A 16,977-nucleotide genomic window follows, 5' to 3' on the forward strand; every position below is an offset into this window, starting at 1 on the left:
GGGGTCCCTGAGGGACCCCCGGGGAACCTCGACGCCCTACTTCACCGGCTCCGGCTCCGGCGCGTTCTCCGCCTCCGCCGTGCCCGCCGGGGGCTCGTCGTCGACCGGGGTCTTGACGGACTCCAGGAGGAGCTGGGCGACGTCCACGACCTGGATGGACTCCTTGGCCTTGCCGTCGTTCTTCTTGCCGTTCACGGAGTCCGTGAGCATGACCAGGCAGAACGGGCAGGCGGTGGAGACGATGTCCGGGTTGAGGGACAGAGCCTCGTCGACGCGCTCGTTGTTGATGCGCTTGCCGATCCGCTCCTCCATCCACATCCGCGCGCCGCCGGCGCCGCAGCAGAAGCCGCGCTCCTTGTGGCGGTGCATCTCCTGCTGGCGCAGGCCCGGGACGGCGGTCATGATCTCGCGCGGCGGCGTGTAGATCTTGTTGTGACGGCCCAGGTAGCAGGGGTCGTGGTAGGTGATGATGCCCTCGACCGGGGTGACCGGGATGAGCTTGCCCTCGTCCACCAGGTGCTGGAGAAGCTGGGTGTGGTGGATGACCTCGTAGTCGCCGCCGAGCTGCGGGTACTCGTTGCCGATCGTGTTGAGGCAGTGCGGGCAGGTCGCGACGATCTTCTTCGCCGACTTCGGCTTCTTGGTCGACTCGTCCTCGTCGTCCTCGCCGAAGGCCATGTTCAGCGCGGCCACGTTCTCCATGCCGAGTTCCTGGAACAGGGGCTCGTTGCCGAGGCGGCGGGCGGAGTCACCGGTGCACTTCTCGTCGCCGCCCATGATCGCGAACTTGACGCCCGCGATGTGGAGCAGCTCGGCGAACGCCTTGGTGGTCTTCTTGGCCCGGTCCTCCAGGGCACCGGCGCAGCCGACCCAGTACAGGTACTCGACCTCGGACAGGTCCTCGATGTCCTTGCCGACGACCGGCACCTCGAAGTCGACTTCCTTGAGCCACTCCAGGCGCTGCTTCTTGGCCAGGCCCCAGGGGTTGCCCTTCTTCTCCAGGTTCTTGAGCATCGTGCCCGCCTCGGACGGGAACGCGGACTCGATCATGACCTGGTAGCGGCGCATGTCGACGATGTGGTCGACGTGCTCGATGTCCACCGGGCACTGCTCGACGCAGGCGCCGCAGGTGGTGCAGGACCACAGGACGTCCGGGTCGATGACGCCGTTCTCCTCGGCGGTGCCGATGAGGGGGCGCTCGGCCTCGGCCAGGGCGGCGGCGGGAACGTCCTTGAGCTGCTCCTCGCTCGCCTTCTCCTCGCCCTCCATGGTCTTGCCGCCACCCGCGAGCAGGTAGGGCGCCTTGGCGTGGGCGTGGTCCCGCAGGGACATGATCAGCAGCTTGGGGGAGAGCGGCTTGCCGGTGTTCCAGGCGGGGCACTGCGACTGGCAGCGGCCGCACTCGGTGCAGGTGGAGAAGTCCAGCAGGCCCTTCCAGGAGAACTGCTCGACCTGGGAGACGCCGAAGACGTCGTCGTCACCGGGGTCGGTGAAGTCGATCGGCTTGCCGCCGGAGGTCATCGGCTGGAGGCCGCCGAGGGCCGTGCCGCCGGTCGCCTCGCGCTTGAACCAGATGTTCGGGAACGCCAGGAAGCGGTGCCAGGCCACGCCCATGTTGGTGTTGAGCGAGACCACGATCATCCAGATGAACGAGGTGCTGATCTTCACCATCGCGGTGAGGTAGATCAGGTTCTGGAGCGTGCCGACGCTCAGTCCCTTGAAGGCCAGGACCAGCGGGTACGAGGCGAAGTACGCGGCCTCGTAGTGCTCTACGTGGTGGATCGCGCCCTCGAGGCCGCGCAGCGCGTAGATGGCGAGGCCGATGGTGAGGATGACGTACTCGACGAAGTACGCCTGGCCGGCCTTGGAGCCCGCGAAGCGGGACTTGCGGCCCGGACGGCTCGGCAGGTTCAGCAGGCGGATCGCGATGAGGACGGCGATGCCGAGGATCGTCATCACGCCGATGAACTCGATGTACAGCTCGAACGGCAGGAAGCCGCCGATCACCGGAAGCGTCCAGTCGGCCTGGAAGAGCTGGCCGAACGCCTGCGCCAGGGTCGGCGGCAGGGTCAGGAAGCCGACCGCGACGAACCAGTGGGCGAAGCCCACGATGCCCCAGCGGTTCATCCGGGTGTGGCCGAGGAACTCCCGTACCAGGGTCACACTGCGCGCGTAGGGGTTGTCCGTACGGGCGCCCGCCGGAACCGGCTGGCCCAGTTTGAAGTACCGGACGAACTGACCGATGGCGCGTGCGAGCAGCGCGACGCCGACCACGGTCAGGACCAGCGACACGATGATCGCGGCGAGTTGCATGAGGGGGCTCCTCGGGCCTGCGAGGGAAATTACTAAGCGGTAACTTATGCAGTCCGTCTGAGACTACCCCCAACCCGCGTCGCACTGTAGCGGGCCATGGGGTGATCTGAATCGCTGAGGGTCACCTCAGTTCGCATGGGTGCCGACGCGGTCACCGTAGCGGTCAAAGGGGTATCAGGCGGGCACGATCTCTTCGTGTTATTCGTACCAAATTGGTACATTTATGACTAATTTATATCCGTGCTCTACGGGATCGCCGCCGCCACCACCGCCCTGCTCCTCGCCGCCGTCCTCGCCGCGCTGCTGCGTCCGCCCGCCCTGCGTCTCGGGCTCGTCGACCGGCGCCGGCGGCAGCGCCGCGTACCGCTGTCCGGGGGTGTCGCCGTGGTGGTCACCACCTGTCTGGTCGCGGGCGCCGGGGACTGGTCCGGCATCGCCCCGCTCGGCCCGGACATCGGCGCCCTGGTGCTGGCCGCCGCGGCCGTCGCCGCGCTCGGGCTGATCGCGGACCTGTGGCGGCTCAGGACCCGGCTCCTGGTCCTCGGTACGGCCGTGGCGGCGGCCTTCGTCGTGCCGTACGGCGACACCGGCGCCTGGGCGGGGGCGGTGGCCGTCGCCTGGATCACCTTCGTCGCGCTCGCCTTCCGGGCCCTGGACCACGCGGACGGCGTGGCCGGCACGGTCGGCGTGGTCACCGCGTTCGGGGTGGCCGCGTGCGCGGCGTTCGAGGTCCTGGACGGTCTCGCGGTGCTGCTCAGTGTGCTCGCCGCCGCGCTGACCGGCTTCCTCATGCACAACTGGCCCCCCGCGCGCGTGGCGCTCGGCGGCTGCGGATCGCTGTTCGCCGGGTTTCTGCTCGCCTCGGCGGCCGTGACCGCCCGCGCGGGCTACGAGGAGGCCGTCGGGGCGGGCGTGCTGTTCGCGCTCACCGCGGTGGCCGGCGCCGACGCCGTCCTGGTCGTGGTGGCGCGGCGGCTGGCCGGACGGCCCCTGCTGCGCGGCGGCCCGGACCATCTCGCCCACCGGCTGCGGCGGCTCGGGATCACCCCGCAGGGGGCGACCGTGCTGCTCGGCGCGGCGGCCTTCTCGGCGGTGCTCGTCGGGACGCTGGTGCACAGCGGCTGGGCCGGGCCGTACGCCGTGTGGTGGGTGGCGGGCGGGGCGCTGGCCGCCGTCCTGGGCCTGCTGCGTGTCCCGGCGCGGAAGGCGCCCCGCGCGCGGGGCGGTGGTGAGGCGGCGTCCGAGGCGCCGGCACACACGCGTGCCCGTGAAAAGGAGACCGCACACACGCGTGCCCGCAAGAACCCACGTACTCACCCCCGCAGGGCGCCCCTCTTCGCCCCGCGCCGTCAATCCGAGTCCGCCGTACGGCTCCCCGAATCGAGTGACAGTCGTCATGGACAGCGGATGTCTCCGCAGGTCAGCGCCTCCTTGCGTGTAAGGAACGGATAAGAGTTGAGTGCGTGCGACTCAGGTCTGTTGACCGGGCGGGAGCCGTCGTGCACACTTGAGTCCGTTCCACTCAAGTCAGTTGGAGGAAGATCACCATGGCACGTGCGGTCGGCATCGACCTGGGCACGACTAACTCCGTCGTCAGCGTTCTGGAGGGCGGCGAGCCCACCGTCATCACCAACGCAGAGGGCGCCAGGACCACGCCGTCCGTCGTCGCCTTCGCCAAGAACGGCGAGGTGCTCGTCGGCGAGGTCGCCAAGCGCCAGGCGGTCACGAACGTGGACCGGACCATCCGCTCGGTCAAGCGCCACATGGGCACCGACTGGAAGATCGAGCTGGACGGCAAGCCGTTCAACCCGCAGCAGATGTCCGCGTTCATCCTGCAGAAGCTGAAGCGTGACGCCGAGGCGTACCTGGGCGAGAAGGTGACCGACGCGGTCATCACCGTCCCCGCGTACTTCAACGACTCGGAGCGTCAGGCCACCAAGGAGGCCGGCGAGATCGCGGGCCTGAACGTCCTGCGCATCGTCAACGAGCCGACCGCCGCCGCCCTGGCGTACGGCCTCGACAAGGACGAGCAGATCATCCTGGTCTTCGACCTCGGTGGCGGCACCTTCGACGTGTCCCTGCTGGAGATCGGTGACGGCGTCGTCGAGGTGAAGGCCACCAACGGTGACAACCACCTCGGTGGTGACGACTGGGACCAGCGCGTCATGGACTACCTGGTGAAGCAGTTCCAGGCGGGCCACGGCGTCGACCTCTCCAAGGACAAGATGGCGCTCCAGCGCCTGCGCGAGGCCGCCGAGAAGGCGAAGATCGAGCTGTCCTCGTCCACCGAGACCACGATCAACCTGCCGTACATCACGGCGTCCGCCGAGGGCCCGCTGCACCTGGACGAGAAGCTCACCCGCGCCCAGTTCCAGCAGCTCACCGCGGACCTCCTGGAGCGCTGCAAGACGCCGTTCCACAACGTCATCAAGGACGCCGGCATCTCCCTCTCGGAGATCGACCACGTCGTCCTGGTCGGCGGCTCGACCCGTATGCCGGCCGTCGCCGAGCTGGTCAAGGAGCTGACCGGCGGCAAGGACGCCAACAAGGGCGTCAACCCGGACGAGGTCGTCGCCATCGGCGCGTCCCTCCAGGCCGGTGTCCTCAAGGGCGAGGTCAAGGACGTCCTGCTCCTCGACGTCACCCCGCTGTCCCTCGGTATCGAGACCAAGGGCGGCATCATGACCAAGCTCATCGAGCGGAACACGACGATCCCGACCAAGCGGTCCGAGATCTTCACCACCGCCGAGGACAACCAGCCGTCCGTGCAGATCCAGGTCTACCAGGGCGAGCGCGAGATCGCGGCGTACAACAAGAAGCTCGGGATGTTCGAGCTGACCGGTCTGCCGCCGGCCCCGCGCGGTGTCCCGCAGATCGAGGTCTCCTTCGACATCGACGCCAACGGCATCATGCACGTGACCGCGAAGGACCTGGGCACGGGCAAGGAGCAGAAGATGACCGTCACCGGCGGCTCCTCGCTGCCGAAGGACGAGGTCGACCGCATGCGCCAGGAGGCCGAGCAGTACGCGGACGAGGACCACCGCCGCCGCGAGGCCGCCGAGGCCCGCAACCAGGGCGAGCAGCTCGTCTACCAGACCGAGAAGTTCCTCAAGGACAACGAGGACAAGGTCCCGGGCGAGATCAAGACCGAGGTCGAGGACGCTCTCGCCGAGCTGAAGGAGAAGCTCAAGGGCGAGGACACCGCCGAGATCCGCACCGCCACCGAGAAGGTCGCGGCCGTCTCCCAGAAGCTCGGCCAGGCCATGTACGCCGACGCCCAGGCCGGTCAGGCCGCCCCCGGCGCCGAGGCCCCGAAGGCCGACGACGACGTGGTGGACGCCGAGATCGTCGACGACGAGCGCAAGGACGGTGCCGCGTGACGGAGGAGACCCCGGGCTTCGAGGAGAAGCCCGACGTCCCCTCCGGCGCCACCCCTGAAGACGCCGAGCCGACGGCCGCTCCCTCCTCCGCCTCGGCGGAGGGGGCGGCCCCGGCCGGGGACGCGAACCAGACAGCGGCTCTGGTGGCCCAGCTGGACCAGGTGCGTACCGCGCTCGGCGAGCGCACCGCGGACCTCCAGCGCCTCCAGGCCGAGTACCAGAACTACCGCCGCCGGGTCGAGCGCGACCGGATCGCGGTCAAGGAGATCGCCATCGCGAACCTCCTGACCGAGCTCCTGCCCGTGCTCGACGACATCGGCCGCGCGCGGGAGCACGGCGAACTCGTCGGCGGCTTCAAGTCGGTGGCGGAGTCCCTGGAGACCACCGCGGCGAAGATGGGCCTCCAGCAGTTCGGCAAGGAGGGCGAGCCCTTCGACCCGACGATCCACGAGGCTCTGATGCACTCGTACGCGCCCGACGTCACCGAGACGACGTGCGTGGCGATCCTCCAGCCCGGGTACCGCATCGGCGAGCGCACCATCCGCCCCGCGCGGGTGGCCGTCGCCGAGCCGCAGCCGGGCGCGCAGACCGTGAAGTCCTCGGAGGAGACCGAGACCGCGGCCGACGACAAGGAGAGCGGTGGCCCGGACGAGGGCTGAGCTTGAACCGACACGGAAGGAGGGACGTCGAGGATGAGCACCAAGGACTTCATCGAGAAGGACTTCTACAAGGTCCTCGGCGTCCCCAAGGACGCCACCGAGGCCGAGATCAAGAAGGCGTACCGGAAGCTCGCCCGCGAGTTCCACCCGGACGCCAACAAGGGCAACGCCAAGGCGGAGGAGCGCTTCAAGGAGATCTCCGAGGCGAACGACGTCCTCGGTGACCCCAAGAAGCGCAAGGAGTACGACGACGCCCGCGCCCTCTTCGGCAACGGCGGCTTCCGCCCGGGGCCGGGCGCCGGCGGCGGCTCCTTCAACTTCGACCTGGGCGACCTCTTCGGAGGCAACCCCCAGGGCGGGGGAGCCGGCGGCTTCGGCGGCGGTATCGGCGATGTCTTCGGCGGCCTGTTCAACCGCGGCGGAGGGGGCACGACCCGTACCCAGCCCCGGCGCGGCCAGGACATCGACACCGAGGTCACCCTGACCTTCACCGAGGCCATCGAGGGTGCGACCGTCCCGCTGCGGATGTCCTCGCAGGCCCCGTGCAAGGCGTGTTCCGGCACCGGCGACAAGAACGGCACACCGCGCGTGTGCCCGACCTGCGTCGGCACCGGCCAGGTGGCCCGGGGCTCGGGGGGCGGTTTCTCCCTGACCGACCCGTGCCCCGACTGCAAGGGCCGCGGGCTGATCGCCGAGCACCCCTGCCTGGACTGCAAGGGCAGCGGCCGCGCCAAGTCCTCGCGCACCATGCAGGTCCGCATCCCGGCCGGGGTGACGGACGGGCAGCGCATCCGGCTGCGCGGCAAGGGCGCGCCGGGCGAGCGCGGCGGCCCGGCCGGCGATCTGTACGTCGTCGTCCATGTGGGCGCGCACCCGGTGTTCGGCCGCAAGGAGGACAACCTCACGGTGACCGTGCCGGTGACGTTCACCGAGGCGGCGCTCGGCGGGGAGATCAGGGTGCCCACCCTGGGCGGCCCGTCGCTCACCCTCAAGCTGCAGCCCGGCACCCCCAACGGCCGCACCATGCGGGCGCGGGGCAAGGGCGCGGTCCGCAAGGACGGCACCCGCGGCGACCTTCTGGTCACCGTGGAGGTGAGTGTCCCCAAGGACCTGACGGGGAAGGCTCGTGACGCGCTCGAGGCGTATCGCGAGGCGACCGCGGACGAGGATCCGAGGGCGGACCTGTTCGAGGCCGCGAAGGGAGCATAGGGATGGATGGCCGTCGACGCGGTGACACTTTTCGTGGGCCGTATGAACTGACCGAGGAGACCCCGGTCTACGTCATCTCGGTGGCGGCCCAGCTTTCCGGCCTGCACCCGCAGACGCTGCGCCAGTACGACCGCCTGGGGCTGGTCTCCCCCGACCGCACCGCCGGGCGGGGCCGCCGCTACTCGGCCCGTGACATCGAGCTGCTGCGCACCGTCCAGCAGTTGTCGCAGGACGAGGGCATCAACCTGGCCGGTATCAAGCGCATCATCGAGCTGGAGAACCAGGTCGCCGCGCTCCAGTCCCGGGTTGCCGAACTGGAGTCGGCCGTGGACGGCGCGGCGGCGGCCATGCAGCAGCGCGAGGCCGCGGTCCACGCCTCCTACCGTCGCGACCTGGTCCCGTACCAGGAGGTCCAGCAGACCAGCGCGCTGGTGGTGTGGCGGCCCAAGCGCCCGCAGTCCGACTGAGGCGATACACACACGGAAAAGGGGCCCGGAGAGATCTCCGGGCCCCTTTTCCGTGCGCTTCCGGCGGCGCGGAGAGTCCGTAAAGAGAAGTGCGTACCCTCTTCGCTCGGTCTCCATGCGTCTTCACATGCTAAGCGGAGTGTGATGTTGTCACTTCGTTAAGTAGTACGGCTTGACTGGTGGGGGCGCCGACGCGTTGTCTTTTCTGACACCTGGGTCAACATGTCGCACCCATGTCCGGAACGCACCTGAAGTGAGCCCCTGAATGCGTCGTATCGCCATAGCCGTGGTCGCCTCCACGATGACTCTCTCGCTCGCCGGGTGCGGCATGCTCGACGCCGGTTCGGACAGCGCGGACGCGACCCCGACCCGCAGCAACGACGTCACCATCGGCGTGCTCCTGCCGGAGAAGACGAACACCCGGTACGCGGAGTTCGACTACCCGATCATCAAGGAGAAGATCGCCGCGCTCACCGACGGCAAGGGCAAGACGGCGTACGCCAACGCCGCCAACAGCGCCAAGGTCCAGGACGAGCAGATGCAGAAGATGATCGACGACAAGGTCGACTGCATCCTGCTCGACGCGGTCGACTCGAAGAAGATCGCGGGGATGGTGCAGAAGGCCAAGGACGCGAACATCCCGGTCATCGCCTACGACCGTCTCGCGCAGGGCCCGATCGACGCGTACGTCTCCTTCGACAACGAGCTGGTCGGCGAGGTGCAGGGCCGTTCCCTCACCGAGGCCCTCGGCACCGCCGACACCAGCGACAAGATCGTCATGATCAACGGTTCGCCGACCGACCCGAACGCCGCGCAGTTCAAGGAGGGCGCGCTCAGCGAGCTGAGCGGCCGGGTGACCATCGCCGCGGAGTACGACACCGCCGACTGGAGCCCGGAGAAGGCCCAGGAGCACATGACCGAGGCGATCGGGAAGATCGGCAAGGACAACATCGCGGCCGTCTACTCCGCCAACGACACCATGGCCGGCGGCATCATCAAGGCGCTGGAGGCGGCCGGTCTGAGCGGCAGCGACCTGCCGCCCATCACGGGCCAGGACGCCGAGCTGCCGGGCGTGCAGCGGATCGTCAGCGGCGAGCAGTACATGACGGTCTACAAGCCCTACCGCGCCGAGGCGGAGGCCGCCGCCGAGGCCGCCGTCGCCAAGGTCCAGGGCCGCGCCCTCCAGTTCGAGGCCCTGACCCGCGACAAGGTCGACAGCCCGACCCACAAGGACATCCCGGCGAAGCTGGTGCAGGTGGTCGCCCTGACGAAGAGCAACCTCAAGGACACCGTGATCGCCGACGGCGTCTTCACGGCGCAGGACATCTGCACCGAGAAGTACAAGTCGGCCTGCAACTCCCTCGGCCTGAAGTAGCCGCAGCACCCGCAGCACCCGCAGTACCCGTAGTACCCGTAGTACCCGTAGTCCTGAGGTCCCCGGTGGAGTTCACGCCACGCGCGTGAACTCCACCGTCACGTCCGGCGGTCCGCCGGCCACGCCCCGGTAGACGCCCTTGTGCGGGGTGACGTCGTCGTAGTCCCGCCCCCGGCCGACGACCACATGGGACTCGTCGGCGCGGGTGCGGTTGGTGGGGTCGTAGCCGTGCCAGTCGCCCGCCCAGTACTCGATCCAGGCGTGGCTCTGGCCGGCCACCGGACGGTGGAGCTCCGCGTCCCGCTCCGGGTGGAGATAGCCGGAGACATAGCGCGTGGGCAGGCCCAGGCCGCGCAGCAGGGCGATGGTGAGGTGCGCGATGTCCTGGCAGACCCCGGCGCCCTGCTGCCACGCCTCCGCCGCCGAGGTGTTCACCCCGGTGGCGCCCGGCAGGTAGGTCACCCGGTCGGCGACCAGGGCGGACACGGCGACCGCCGCCCCGTGCGGATCGAGGCCCGCGGCCGCCCCGCGCGCCTTCTTCACCAGCTTCTTCGGGACCGTCGTACGGGCCGTCGGGGAGGCGAACTCCAGCAGCCGGGAGCCGGCCGTGCGTTCGGCCACCGCGGCCCAGTCCAGGGGCGGCGGCAGCGGTTCCGGCGGGGCCGTCTCCACCAGGCTGGAGGCCGTGATGGTGAGATCGGCGTGCGGGTCGATCAGCTCGAAGGCGGTGACCTGGGTGCCCCAGTAGTCCCAGTACGACCAGGTGGTGGCCGCCGGGCGGACGGTCACCCGGGCGTCCAGCGTGGTCTGCCCCGGCAGGGTGAGCGGGGTCATCCGGACCTCGTTGTGCGAGGAGACGGCGGCCCGCGCGTAGGAGACACGGGTGGTGTGCCGGATGCGGAGCCTGCGGGTCGTGGCGGCGGCCATCGCGCTCACGTTCCTTCCCGGGCCCACACGACGGGCCCCTGGTACGGGAAGAACCGTTCCGCGACCGCTTCCGCCGAGGCCATGCAGGCGGTCTGGAGGTCCTTCAGGAGCGGCGGGAGCTGTTCTTCCAGGGCGTGGGTGTCGAGGTACTCCAGGCGGGTGCGCAGCCGGCCGATGGGGCGGCGCGCCGGGTCCTGGCGGGGGCGGCCGAGGGCGGCCAGGCACTCCTCGGCGGTGGTCAGGGCGTGCAGCGCGGAGCGCGGGAAGTCCCGGTCCAGGAGCAGGAATTCGGCCACCCGCGGGGTGTCGCCGAAACCGCCGTACACGCGCGCGTACGCCTCGTCGGCGCCGGACGCGCTCAGCAGGGTCGGCCAGTCCGGGGCGTGCGCGGCGTCCAGGACCCGCACCGAGAGCAGCCGTACGGTCATGTCCACCCGCTCCAGGCTCCGCCCCAGCACCACGAACCGCCAGCTGTCGTCGCGGCTCATGGTGGAGTCGGCGAGCCCGAAGAACAGGGCCGCCCTGCTGCGGACCAGCTCCAGATAGCCGTAGGGGCCGGTACGGCGGGCCGCGCGGCGCTGTTCGGCGAGGGCGTGCCAGGTGGCGTTCAGGCACTCCCACATGGCCGAGGAGACCGCCTCACGGGCGCTGCGGGCGTTGAGCCGGGCGGCGCCCAGGGCGCCCTCGATGGCGCCGGTGGAGCGGGCGTCGAAGGCGAGCTGGTCGAGGACCTGCTGCATGTCGACCGGGGCGGGCCCCGCGTCCATGCCGAGGATCGCGTACAGCGACCGGCAGGCCATGTCCTCGTCGCGCCAGGGGTCCTCCAGCATCCGGTGGAGGTAGGCGTCGAGGATGCGCGCGGTGGCGTCGGCCCGTTCCACGTACCGGCCGGTCCAGGTCAGCGCCTCCGCGATACGGGAGAGGATCACGTCGTTCACTGCTGCCGCGCCCCTTCCGGTACGAGGGCGGGGGTGCCGTCGGGGCCGAGCTGGCGGGGGACGACGGGCGGCGGCGGGCCGTCGCCTGCGGTGCGGGAGGGGCCCTCGACGGGGCCCTCGGCGAGCACCCAGGTGTCTTTGGAGCCGCCGCCCTGGCTGGAGTTGACGATCAGGTTGCCCTCCTGGAGCGCGACGCGCGTGAGTCCGCCGGGCAGCACCCAGACGCTGTCGCCGTCGTTCACGGCGAACGGCCGCAGATCGATGTGGCGCGGCGCCATGCGGTCGCCGGCCAGGGTCGGGGAGGTGGACAGGGCGACCGGCCGCTGCGCGATGAAGCCGCGCGGGTCGGCGGCGACCGCCTTGCGGGTGCGCTCCAGGGTCCGCGCGTCGGCCTTCGGCCCGATGACGATGCCCTGGCCGCCGGCGCCGTCCACCGGTTTGACCACCAGCCGGTCGATCTGGTCGAGGACGGCTTCGAGCTGGCCGGGTTCGTCGGGCCGGTAGGACTCGACATTGGGGAGAATCGGTTCCTCACGGAGGTAGTACCGGATCAGGTCCGGGACGTACGTGTAGAGCAGCTTGTCGTCCGCGATGCCGTTGCCCACCGCGTTGGCCAGGGTGACGTTCCCGGCCGTCGCCGCGCCCAGGATGCCCGGGCAGCCGATCACCGAGTCCGGCCGGAAGTGCAGCGGGTCCAGGAAGTCGTCGTCGAGCCGCCGGTAGACGACGTGCACCGGCACCTCGCCCCGCGTGGTGCGCATCCACACCCGGTTGCCGCGGCACACCAGGTCGTGGCCCTCGACGAGCTGGACGCCCATCAGCCGGGCCAGCAGCGCGTGTTCGAAGTAGGCGGCGTTGCCGGGCCCGGGGGTGAGGACCACCACCCGTGGATCGGCGGTCCGTTCGGGCGCGGCGGCCCGCAGCGCGGCCAGCAGCCGCTGCGCGTACCCGTCGACGGGGACGACGTGCTGCCCGTCGAAGAGCGAGGGGAACACCCGGGTCATGGCCCGCCGGTTCTCGATCACGTACGACACCCCGCTGGGCACCCGCACGTTGTCCTCCAGGACCCGGAAGGCGCCGGCCTCGTCCCGGACGAGGTCGATCCCGGCCACATGGATGCGGACCCCGCCCGGTGGCTCGATCCCGTGGGCCGCCCGGTGGAAGTGCGGGGAGCCGAGCAGCAGCCGCCAGGGCACCACCCCGTCCTCGAAGGCCCGGCAGGGCCCGTAGGCGTCCGCGAGATAGGACTCCAGGGCCCGCACCCGCTGGCCCACCCCGCGTTGTACGAAATCCCACTCGACCGCGTCGAGGATCCGGGGGACGAGGTCCAGCGGCCAGGGCCGCTCCTCGCCCGCGAAGGCGTAGGTCACGCCGCGGTCGGTGAACGAACGGGCCATCTGGTCGGCCCGGAAGCGCAGTTCCCCAGGTTCGATCGGCTGGAGTGCGGCCAGCACCGGCTCATAGGCGGCCCTGACCTCACCCGGCCGTTCGAACATCTCGTCCCACGCATCGGCCAACGCGTACGCGTCGAATATGTCCGCCATGAGGGGACGTTAGAGCCGGTACGTGACGCGGCGATCACTCGCCGGTTTCCGGGAGCGTACGCGCGAAAGCGGCGGGAGGACTCCCGCCCGGCCGGACTCCCCCGTCGCCCGGCCGGGACTCCGCGGGTGTCAGGCACCCGGGGGGAAGTGGGTTCCACGATGCACCGCGCGCGCGAGGCGCACCACCGTCAGCTTGTTGCAAGGGGAGGGGCGGAGGCCGGGAGAAACTCACGCATATGGAAGGTTTTCCACGGCCCTGGCCGGGGGAGCCGTGTTGCGGAGCCGGTCCGGGCCGCGCATAGTTGCGCTGCGAAGAGCCGTAGGAAGGGTGTCAGGCGGGGGTGGGATGGGCGATGGCCGGGCACGGGGCGGAGGACCATCCACACGGCGCCGACCGACTGTGCGAGGCCGGGGATCGCGTGTATTCCCGGGCCGTACGGCGGGGCAGAGTGCCGCGCGCCGACGCCGAACAGGTCCCCTGCCTGCTGGATCTCGCCCTGCTCCACCCGGACCCCGACGACATGGCCTGGCTGGTGCCGACCTCCCCGCAGGAGGTCATGACCCGGCTGCTGCACGGGCTGTACGACGAGATGAGCGCCGGGCAGCGCCGTATGGGCTCGGCGGTCGCCGCCTTCGAGTGGTACGCCGGTCTCGGCGGCCCGTCCTCCGCACCGGCCGCCGGTGAGGGCGCGGCGATCCGGGTGCTGGACGGCGCCTCCCGGATCCAGGCGGCGCTGGACCGGGCCACGGAGGCGTGCACCACGGAGGTGCTGACCGTGCAGCCGGGCGGCATCCGGCGCGAGCACGAACTGTCGGAGGGGCTGCACCGGGCGCTGGAGCTGCGCGGCCGGGGCGTGCGGATGCGCGACCTCTACACCCATGTGGCCCGGCACGGGCAGGGCCTGCTGAACTACCTGGAGCTGATGGGCCCTTCGGTCGAGGCGCGCACCCTGGACGAGGTGATCGACCGGCTGATCCTCTTCGACCGCACGGTGGCCTTCATCCCCGCCAACAGCGACCGCACGATGGCCCTGGAGCTGCGCCACCCGGCGCTGATCGCCTACCTGGAGACCGTCTTCGAGCGGCTGTGGCGGCTCGCGATCCCGCTGACCGCCGCGCTGCCCGACCCCCGGATCGAGGGCATCTCCCACCGGGAGCAGTCCATCGCGGCGCTGCTCGCGGAGGGTCACCAGGACGCGGTCATCGCCGAGCGGCTCGGCATCAGCGTGCGCACCTGCCGCGCCCATATCGCCCGGCTGTCGGAGACGCTGGGCGCGGCGAGCCGGACCCAACTGGGGGTGCGGATCGCGCAGGTGGGGCTGGACGGGCCGGTGGGTGAGGCGGCGGTGGGGGTGCCTCGGTCCCGGTCCTCGTCCTAACCCGGTCCGTCGGCCCGGCCGTCCCGGCCGTCCTGGTCGCCGTCTCGGCCTTGGTGGCCGTCCTGGCCGTCCTGACCTTCCTGACCTTCCTGGTCCAGGATTCCCGAGCGGGCGATGAGGTAGCCGAGCTGGGCGCGGCTCACGCTGCCCAGGGTGGCGGCGAGTTTGGCGATGTGGACGCGCGCCGTACGGACGTTCATGCCGAGGCGGCCGGCGATCACGGCGTCCGTGTGACCCTCGACGAGCAGCGCCGCGATGGACTGCTGACGGGGTGTCACGCCGTTCAGGGTGGGCCGGCGGACCGCCTCCGGGTGCATCGGGGTGGCCAGGCGCCAGAGCCGGTCGAAGGTGGTGGCGAAGTAGGTCAGCAGCGCCGGGTGGCGGACCTCCAGGGCGAGCCTGCCGTCCTCGCCGGCCGGGATGAAGGCGACCGTGCGGTCGATCATGATCAGCCGGTCGGTGACCTCGTCCAGGGTGCGCGCCTGGACGTCGCCGCGCAGTTGCTCGTAGCGGGCGACGGTCATCGGCTGGTGGCGCTGGGTGTGCTGGTAGAGCGTGCGGATCCGGCAGCCCCGGTCCAGCAGGGCCTGGTCCCGGTCCATGGCGACGCCCTGGGCGGTCTCGCCGCGCGGGCCGCGGGAATGGGTGCTGGGCTGGATGCAGAGGACCTCGCGGGCGGCGTCCATGGTCGCGGCGGTGATGGCCCGGTTGATGGGCTCCGTGCCGCTGAGGATGCGCAGGGTGGGCGCCTCCTGCGCGGGGGCCGCGGGGCCCTGGGCGAGCCGCATCAGCGGGGCGAACAGCTCCGACAGCCGTTCCTCGCGGCGGCGTTCGTCGGCGATCCGGGCCTCGGAGACGCGCAGCAGCCGGTGCAGGGCCACCACGGGGGCGACGGGCTCCAGCCGGTCGAGGTCGTCGAGGGCCGGGTGCAGCAGTCCCAGGTCCAGCAGACAGGGGGCCGGTTTCGCCTCCCCCGCGGGGAGCCGGCCTTCGCGCAGGGCCCGCCGGTACAGGTCGGCGCCCGTGGCGCACAGATCGTCCACGCCGTGCTCCGGATGCGGCACGGTCACCGTCACGCTCCCTCTCGATGTCCTGTCCGGCCGCCGGGTCCACCGGTCGCGCCGGTCCTACTGGTCCTGCTGCTCCCGGTCCAGGATCCCCGACTGGGCTATGAGAAAGCCGAGTTGGGCCCGGCTTCCGCTGCCGAGGGCGGCGGCGAGCTTGGCGATGTGGGCGCGGCAGGTGCGGACGTTCATCCCCAGGCGGCGGGCGATGGCCTCGTCCACATGGCCCTCGACCAGCAGTTTCGCGATCGACATCTGGACTCCGCTGATGCCGTCGATCGGGGGAGCGTACGGCGTCTCCTCCAACAGCGGGACGGCACGCGCCCATTGCTGCTCGAACACCTTCACCAGGTAGTCGACCAGCCCCGGGTGGCGCAGCTCCAGCGCGATCTTGCGGTCGTCCCGGGCCGGGATGAAGGCCACGGTGCGGTCGAACACCATGAGGCGCTCGATGAGTTCCTCCAGGGTGCGGATCTCGACGTTGCCGTGGCTCATGCGCTCCGCGTAGGCGAGCGTGCCCTGGCTGTGGCGGGCCGTGTGCTGGTACAGGGTGCGCATGGTGATGCCGCGCGCGATGACGTGCTGGCCGAGTTTGACGGCCTCGTTGAGCGCGTTCTCGCTGCGCCCGCCCCCGGGTTGGACGGTCAGGATCTCCGACCGGCATTCGGCGGTGGCCAGTTCGATGGCCGCGTTGATCCGGCTGAACCCTTCGAGCACCGTGATGGCATGGGTGTTGGGCTTGCCCTGCGCGCTGATGGCCATGAACGGCTCGAAGGCGTCGGACAGTTCGTTGGCGAGGTGCCGGCGCTCCTGTATCTCGCGCTCCAGCGGGTGCAGCCGCTGGGCGAGGGCGGCCACGGGGGGGACGGGGAGCAGCCAGTTCGGGTCGTCGGGGTCGGGGTGCAACAGGGCGAACTCCACCAGACACGGCGCGGGGTCCACTTCGGTGCGAGTGATGCGTCCGAGGCGCAAAGCGTCGGCATACAGGCGTTTTCCGTCGGCGCACAGGTCTTCCAGCCCATGGAGATGTGCCCCTTTTGTATGGTTATTCGTCAAATCTCCACCCCCCAGGGTCCTGAACATGCAGGAACATGATGCACCGCTTCTGTGGCTTTGACGTGCCTGGATGAGCCATTGTCTTGAGGGCGGGGGAGAAGACTTGGGAAGTGAGGACGAAGCCAACATGCGCAAGAGAATGCTTCGCTCGGTGCTTGCCGTGGCCTTCTCGGCAGGGTTGGTCTTCGGCGCGATCGGACTTCAGGACCTCTGGTGGGACAGCGTGCCCGCCGGCGCGGGTACCACCGACACGCAGGCGGCGCCGCCCGACCTGCACTGGGACGTGATCGTGGCGGGCGCGGGCTCATGACGAATCCTCCGGACGACCGTTCCTTCCGACGCGAGATGGCCACGGCCTACCGCTCCGGCTGGCACTTCATCGACCTGGTCACCGCCATCCCCCACAGCGGTGACTCGCTGATGGTGACCGTGTTCGGAGAGCCGGTCGTCGTCACACGGGACGAGGACGACGACGTCCGGGCCTACCGGTGTCTGCGAAGGCCCCGGGGGGCGCCGCAGCCCGTCCGGTGCGCCATCCGGTACGGAATGATCTTTGTGAATCTCGACCAGCGGGACCACCAGTTGGCGGAGCCGGCCCCCTCGGCCGTGCCCCGCACCATCTCAGCCACCCCCCGCAGTGCCTGACGCGATTCCCCCGTCGTAACA

15 protein-coding genes are annotated in these 16,977 nt (G+C 70.5%); 9 read left to right on the forward strand and 6 right to left on the reverse strand.

All coding sequences use genetic code 11. The annotated features are described in order from the left end of the window. Nucleotides 1–36 precede the first annotated feature (36 nt). Nucleotides 37–2,313 (reverse strand): heterodisulfide reductase-related iron-sulfur binding cluster, encoded by a 2,277-nt coding sequence (locus AFM16_RS20925; RefSeq protein ID WP_078634249.1) that lies wholly within the window; start codon nt 2,311–2,313, stop codon nt 37–39. A 240-nt stretch (nt 2,314–2,553) separates the two neighbouring features. Here AFM16_RS20925 and AFM16_RS20930 point away from each other — a divergent pair, with 240 nt between their 5' ends. The 6 genes from AFM16_RS20930 to AFM16_RS20955 all read left to right on the forward strand — a co-directional run bounded on the left by AFM16_RS20930 (nt 2,554) and on the right by AFM16_RS20955 (nt 9,403). Continuing rightward, the gene (locus AFM16_RS20930) at nt 2,554–3,765 is read left to right on the forward strand and encodes an MraY family glycosyltransferase (protein ID WP_078634250.1); all 1,212 of its coding nucleotides are present in this window, start codon (nt 2,554–2,556) and stop codon (nt 3,763–3,765) included. Between the two features lie 95 nt (nt 3,766–3,860). After that, nucleotides 3,861–5,693 carry a molecular chaperone DnaK gene (gene dnaK, locus AFM16_RS20935; protein WP_030781894.1) on the forward strand — a complete coding sequence of 611 codons (1,833 nt, stop codon included), beginning with the start codon at nt 3,861–3,863 and terminating at the stop codon, nt 5,691–5,693. Beyond that, a complete protein-coding gene (gene grpE, locus AFM16_RS20940; protein WP_030781898.1) occupies nt 5,690–6,352 on the forward strand; it encodes a nucleotide exchange factor GrpE in 663 nt (220 codons plus the stop codon). The genes dnaK and grpE overlap by 4 nt, the downstream gene beginning before the upstream one ends. Nucleotides 6,353–6,385: 33 nt before the next feature. After that, nucleotides 6,386–7,561 (forward strand): molecular chaperone DnaJ, encoded by a 1,176-nt coding sequence (gene dnaJ / locus AFM16_RS20945; RefSeq protein ID WP_078634251.1) that lies wholly within the window; start codon nt 6,386–6,388, stop codon nt 7,559–7,561. Between the two features lie 2 nt (nt 7,562–7,563). Continuing rightward, nucleotides 7,564–8,028 carry a heat shock protein transcriptional repressor HspR gene (locus AFM16_RS20950; RefSeq protein WP_030781903.1) on the forward strand — a complete coding sequence of 155 codons (465 nt, stop codon included), beginning with the start codon at nt 7,564–7,566 and terminating at the stop codon, nt 8,026–8,028. Nucleotides 8,029–8,293: 265 nt separating this feature from the next. Beyond that, entirely contained in the window at nt 8,294–9,403 is a 1,110-nt protein-coding gene (locus tag AFM16_RS20955) for a sugar ABC transporter substrate-binding protein (protein WP_030781906.1), read from the forward strand. A 72-nt stretch (nt 9,404–9,475) separates the two neighbouring features. Here the strand turns inward: AFM16_RS20955 and AFM16_RS20960 are convergent, their stop codons facing one another. The 3 genes from AFM16_RS20960 to AFM16_RS20970 are packed head-to-tail and all read right to left on the reverse strand — an operon-like array spanning nt 9,476 to nt 12,812. Beyond that, the gene (locus AFM16_RS20960; RefSeq protein WP_030781909.1) at nt 9,476–10,330 is read right to left on the reverse strand and encodes a transglutaminase family protein; all 855 of its coding nucleotides are present in this window, start codon (nt 10,328–10,330) and stop codon (nt 9,476–9,478) included. A gap of 5 nt (nt 10,331–10,335) precedes the next feature. After that, on the reverse strand, nt 10,336–11,268 hold the full coding sequence (locus tag AFM16_RS20965) for an alpha-E domain-containing protein (protein WP_030781912.1): 933 nt from the start codon (nt 11,266–11,268) through the stop codon (nt 10,336–10,338). Next, nucleotides 11,265–12,812: a circularly permuted type 2 ATP-grasp protein gene (locus AFM16_RS20970; protein WP_078634252.1), complete on the reverse strand. Its 1,548-nt coding sequence runs from the start codon at nt 12,810–12,812 to the stop codon at nt 11,265–11,267. Before AFM16_RS20970 ends, AFM16_RS20965 begins: the two co-directional genes overlap by 4 nt. Nucleotides 12,813–13,165: 353 nt before the next feature. Here AFM16_RS20970 and AFM16_RS20975 point away from each other — a divergent pair, with 353 nt between their 5' ends. After that, on the forward strand, nt 13,166–14,191 hold the full coding sequence (locus tag AFM16_RS20975; RefSeq protein ID WP_078634253.1) for a helix-turn-helix transcriptional regulator: 1,026 nt from the start codon (nt 13,166–13,168) through the stop codon (nt 14,189–14,191). Here the strand turns inward: AFM16_RS20975 and AFM16_RS20980 are convergent. Further along, nucleotides 14,188–15,261, reverse strand: a complete 1,074-nt coding sequence (locus AFM16_RS20980) for a helix-turn-helix transcriptional regulator (protein ID WP_245177753.1) — start codon at nt 15,259–15,261, stop codon at nt 14,188–14,190. The two genes, AFM16_RS20975 and AFM16_RS20980, sit on opposite strands and share 4 nt — an antisense overlap. A 57-nt stretch (nt 15,262–15,318) precedes the next feature. Next, entirely contained in the window at nt 15,319–16,338 is a 1,020-nt protein-coding gene (locus tag AFM16_RS20985) for a helix-turn-helix domain-containing protein (RefSeq protein ID WP_037874738.1), read from the reverse strand. Between the two features lie 100 nt (nt 16,339–16,438). Between AFM16_RS20985 and AFM16_RS20990 the strand changes: the two genes are divergently transcribed. After that, nucleotides 16,439–16,621: a hypothetical protein gene (locus AFM16_RS20990; RefSeq protein ID WP_051780133.1), complete on the forward strand. Its 183-nt coding sequence runs from the start codon at nt 16,439–16,441 to the stop codon at nt 16,619–16,621. Continuing rightward, nucleotides 16,618–16,956, forward strand: a complete 339-nt coding sequence (locus AFM16_RS20995) for a Rieske (2Fe-2S) protein (RefSeq protein WP_078634255.1) — start codon at nt 16,618–16,620, stop codon at nt 16,954–16,956. Before AFM16_RS20990 ends, AFM16_RS20995 begins: the two co-directional genes overlap by 4 nt. Nucleotides 16,957–16,977: the final 21 nt, after the last annotated feature.

The sequence above is a fragment of the Streptomyces antibioticus genome (assembly GCF_002019855.1).
In the GTDB taxonomy this organism is placed as follows: domain Bacteria; phylum Actinomycetota; class Actinomycetes; order Streptomycetales; family Streptomycetaceae; genus Streptomyces; species Streptomyces antibioticus_B.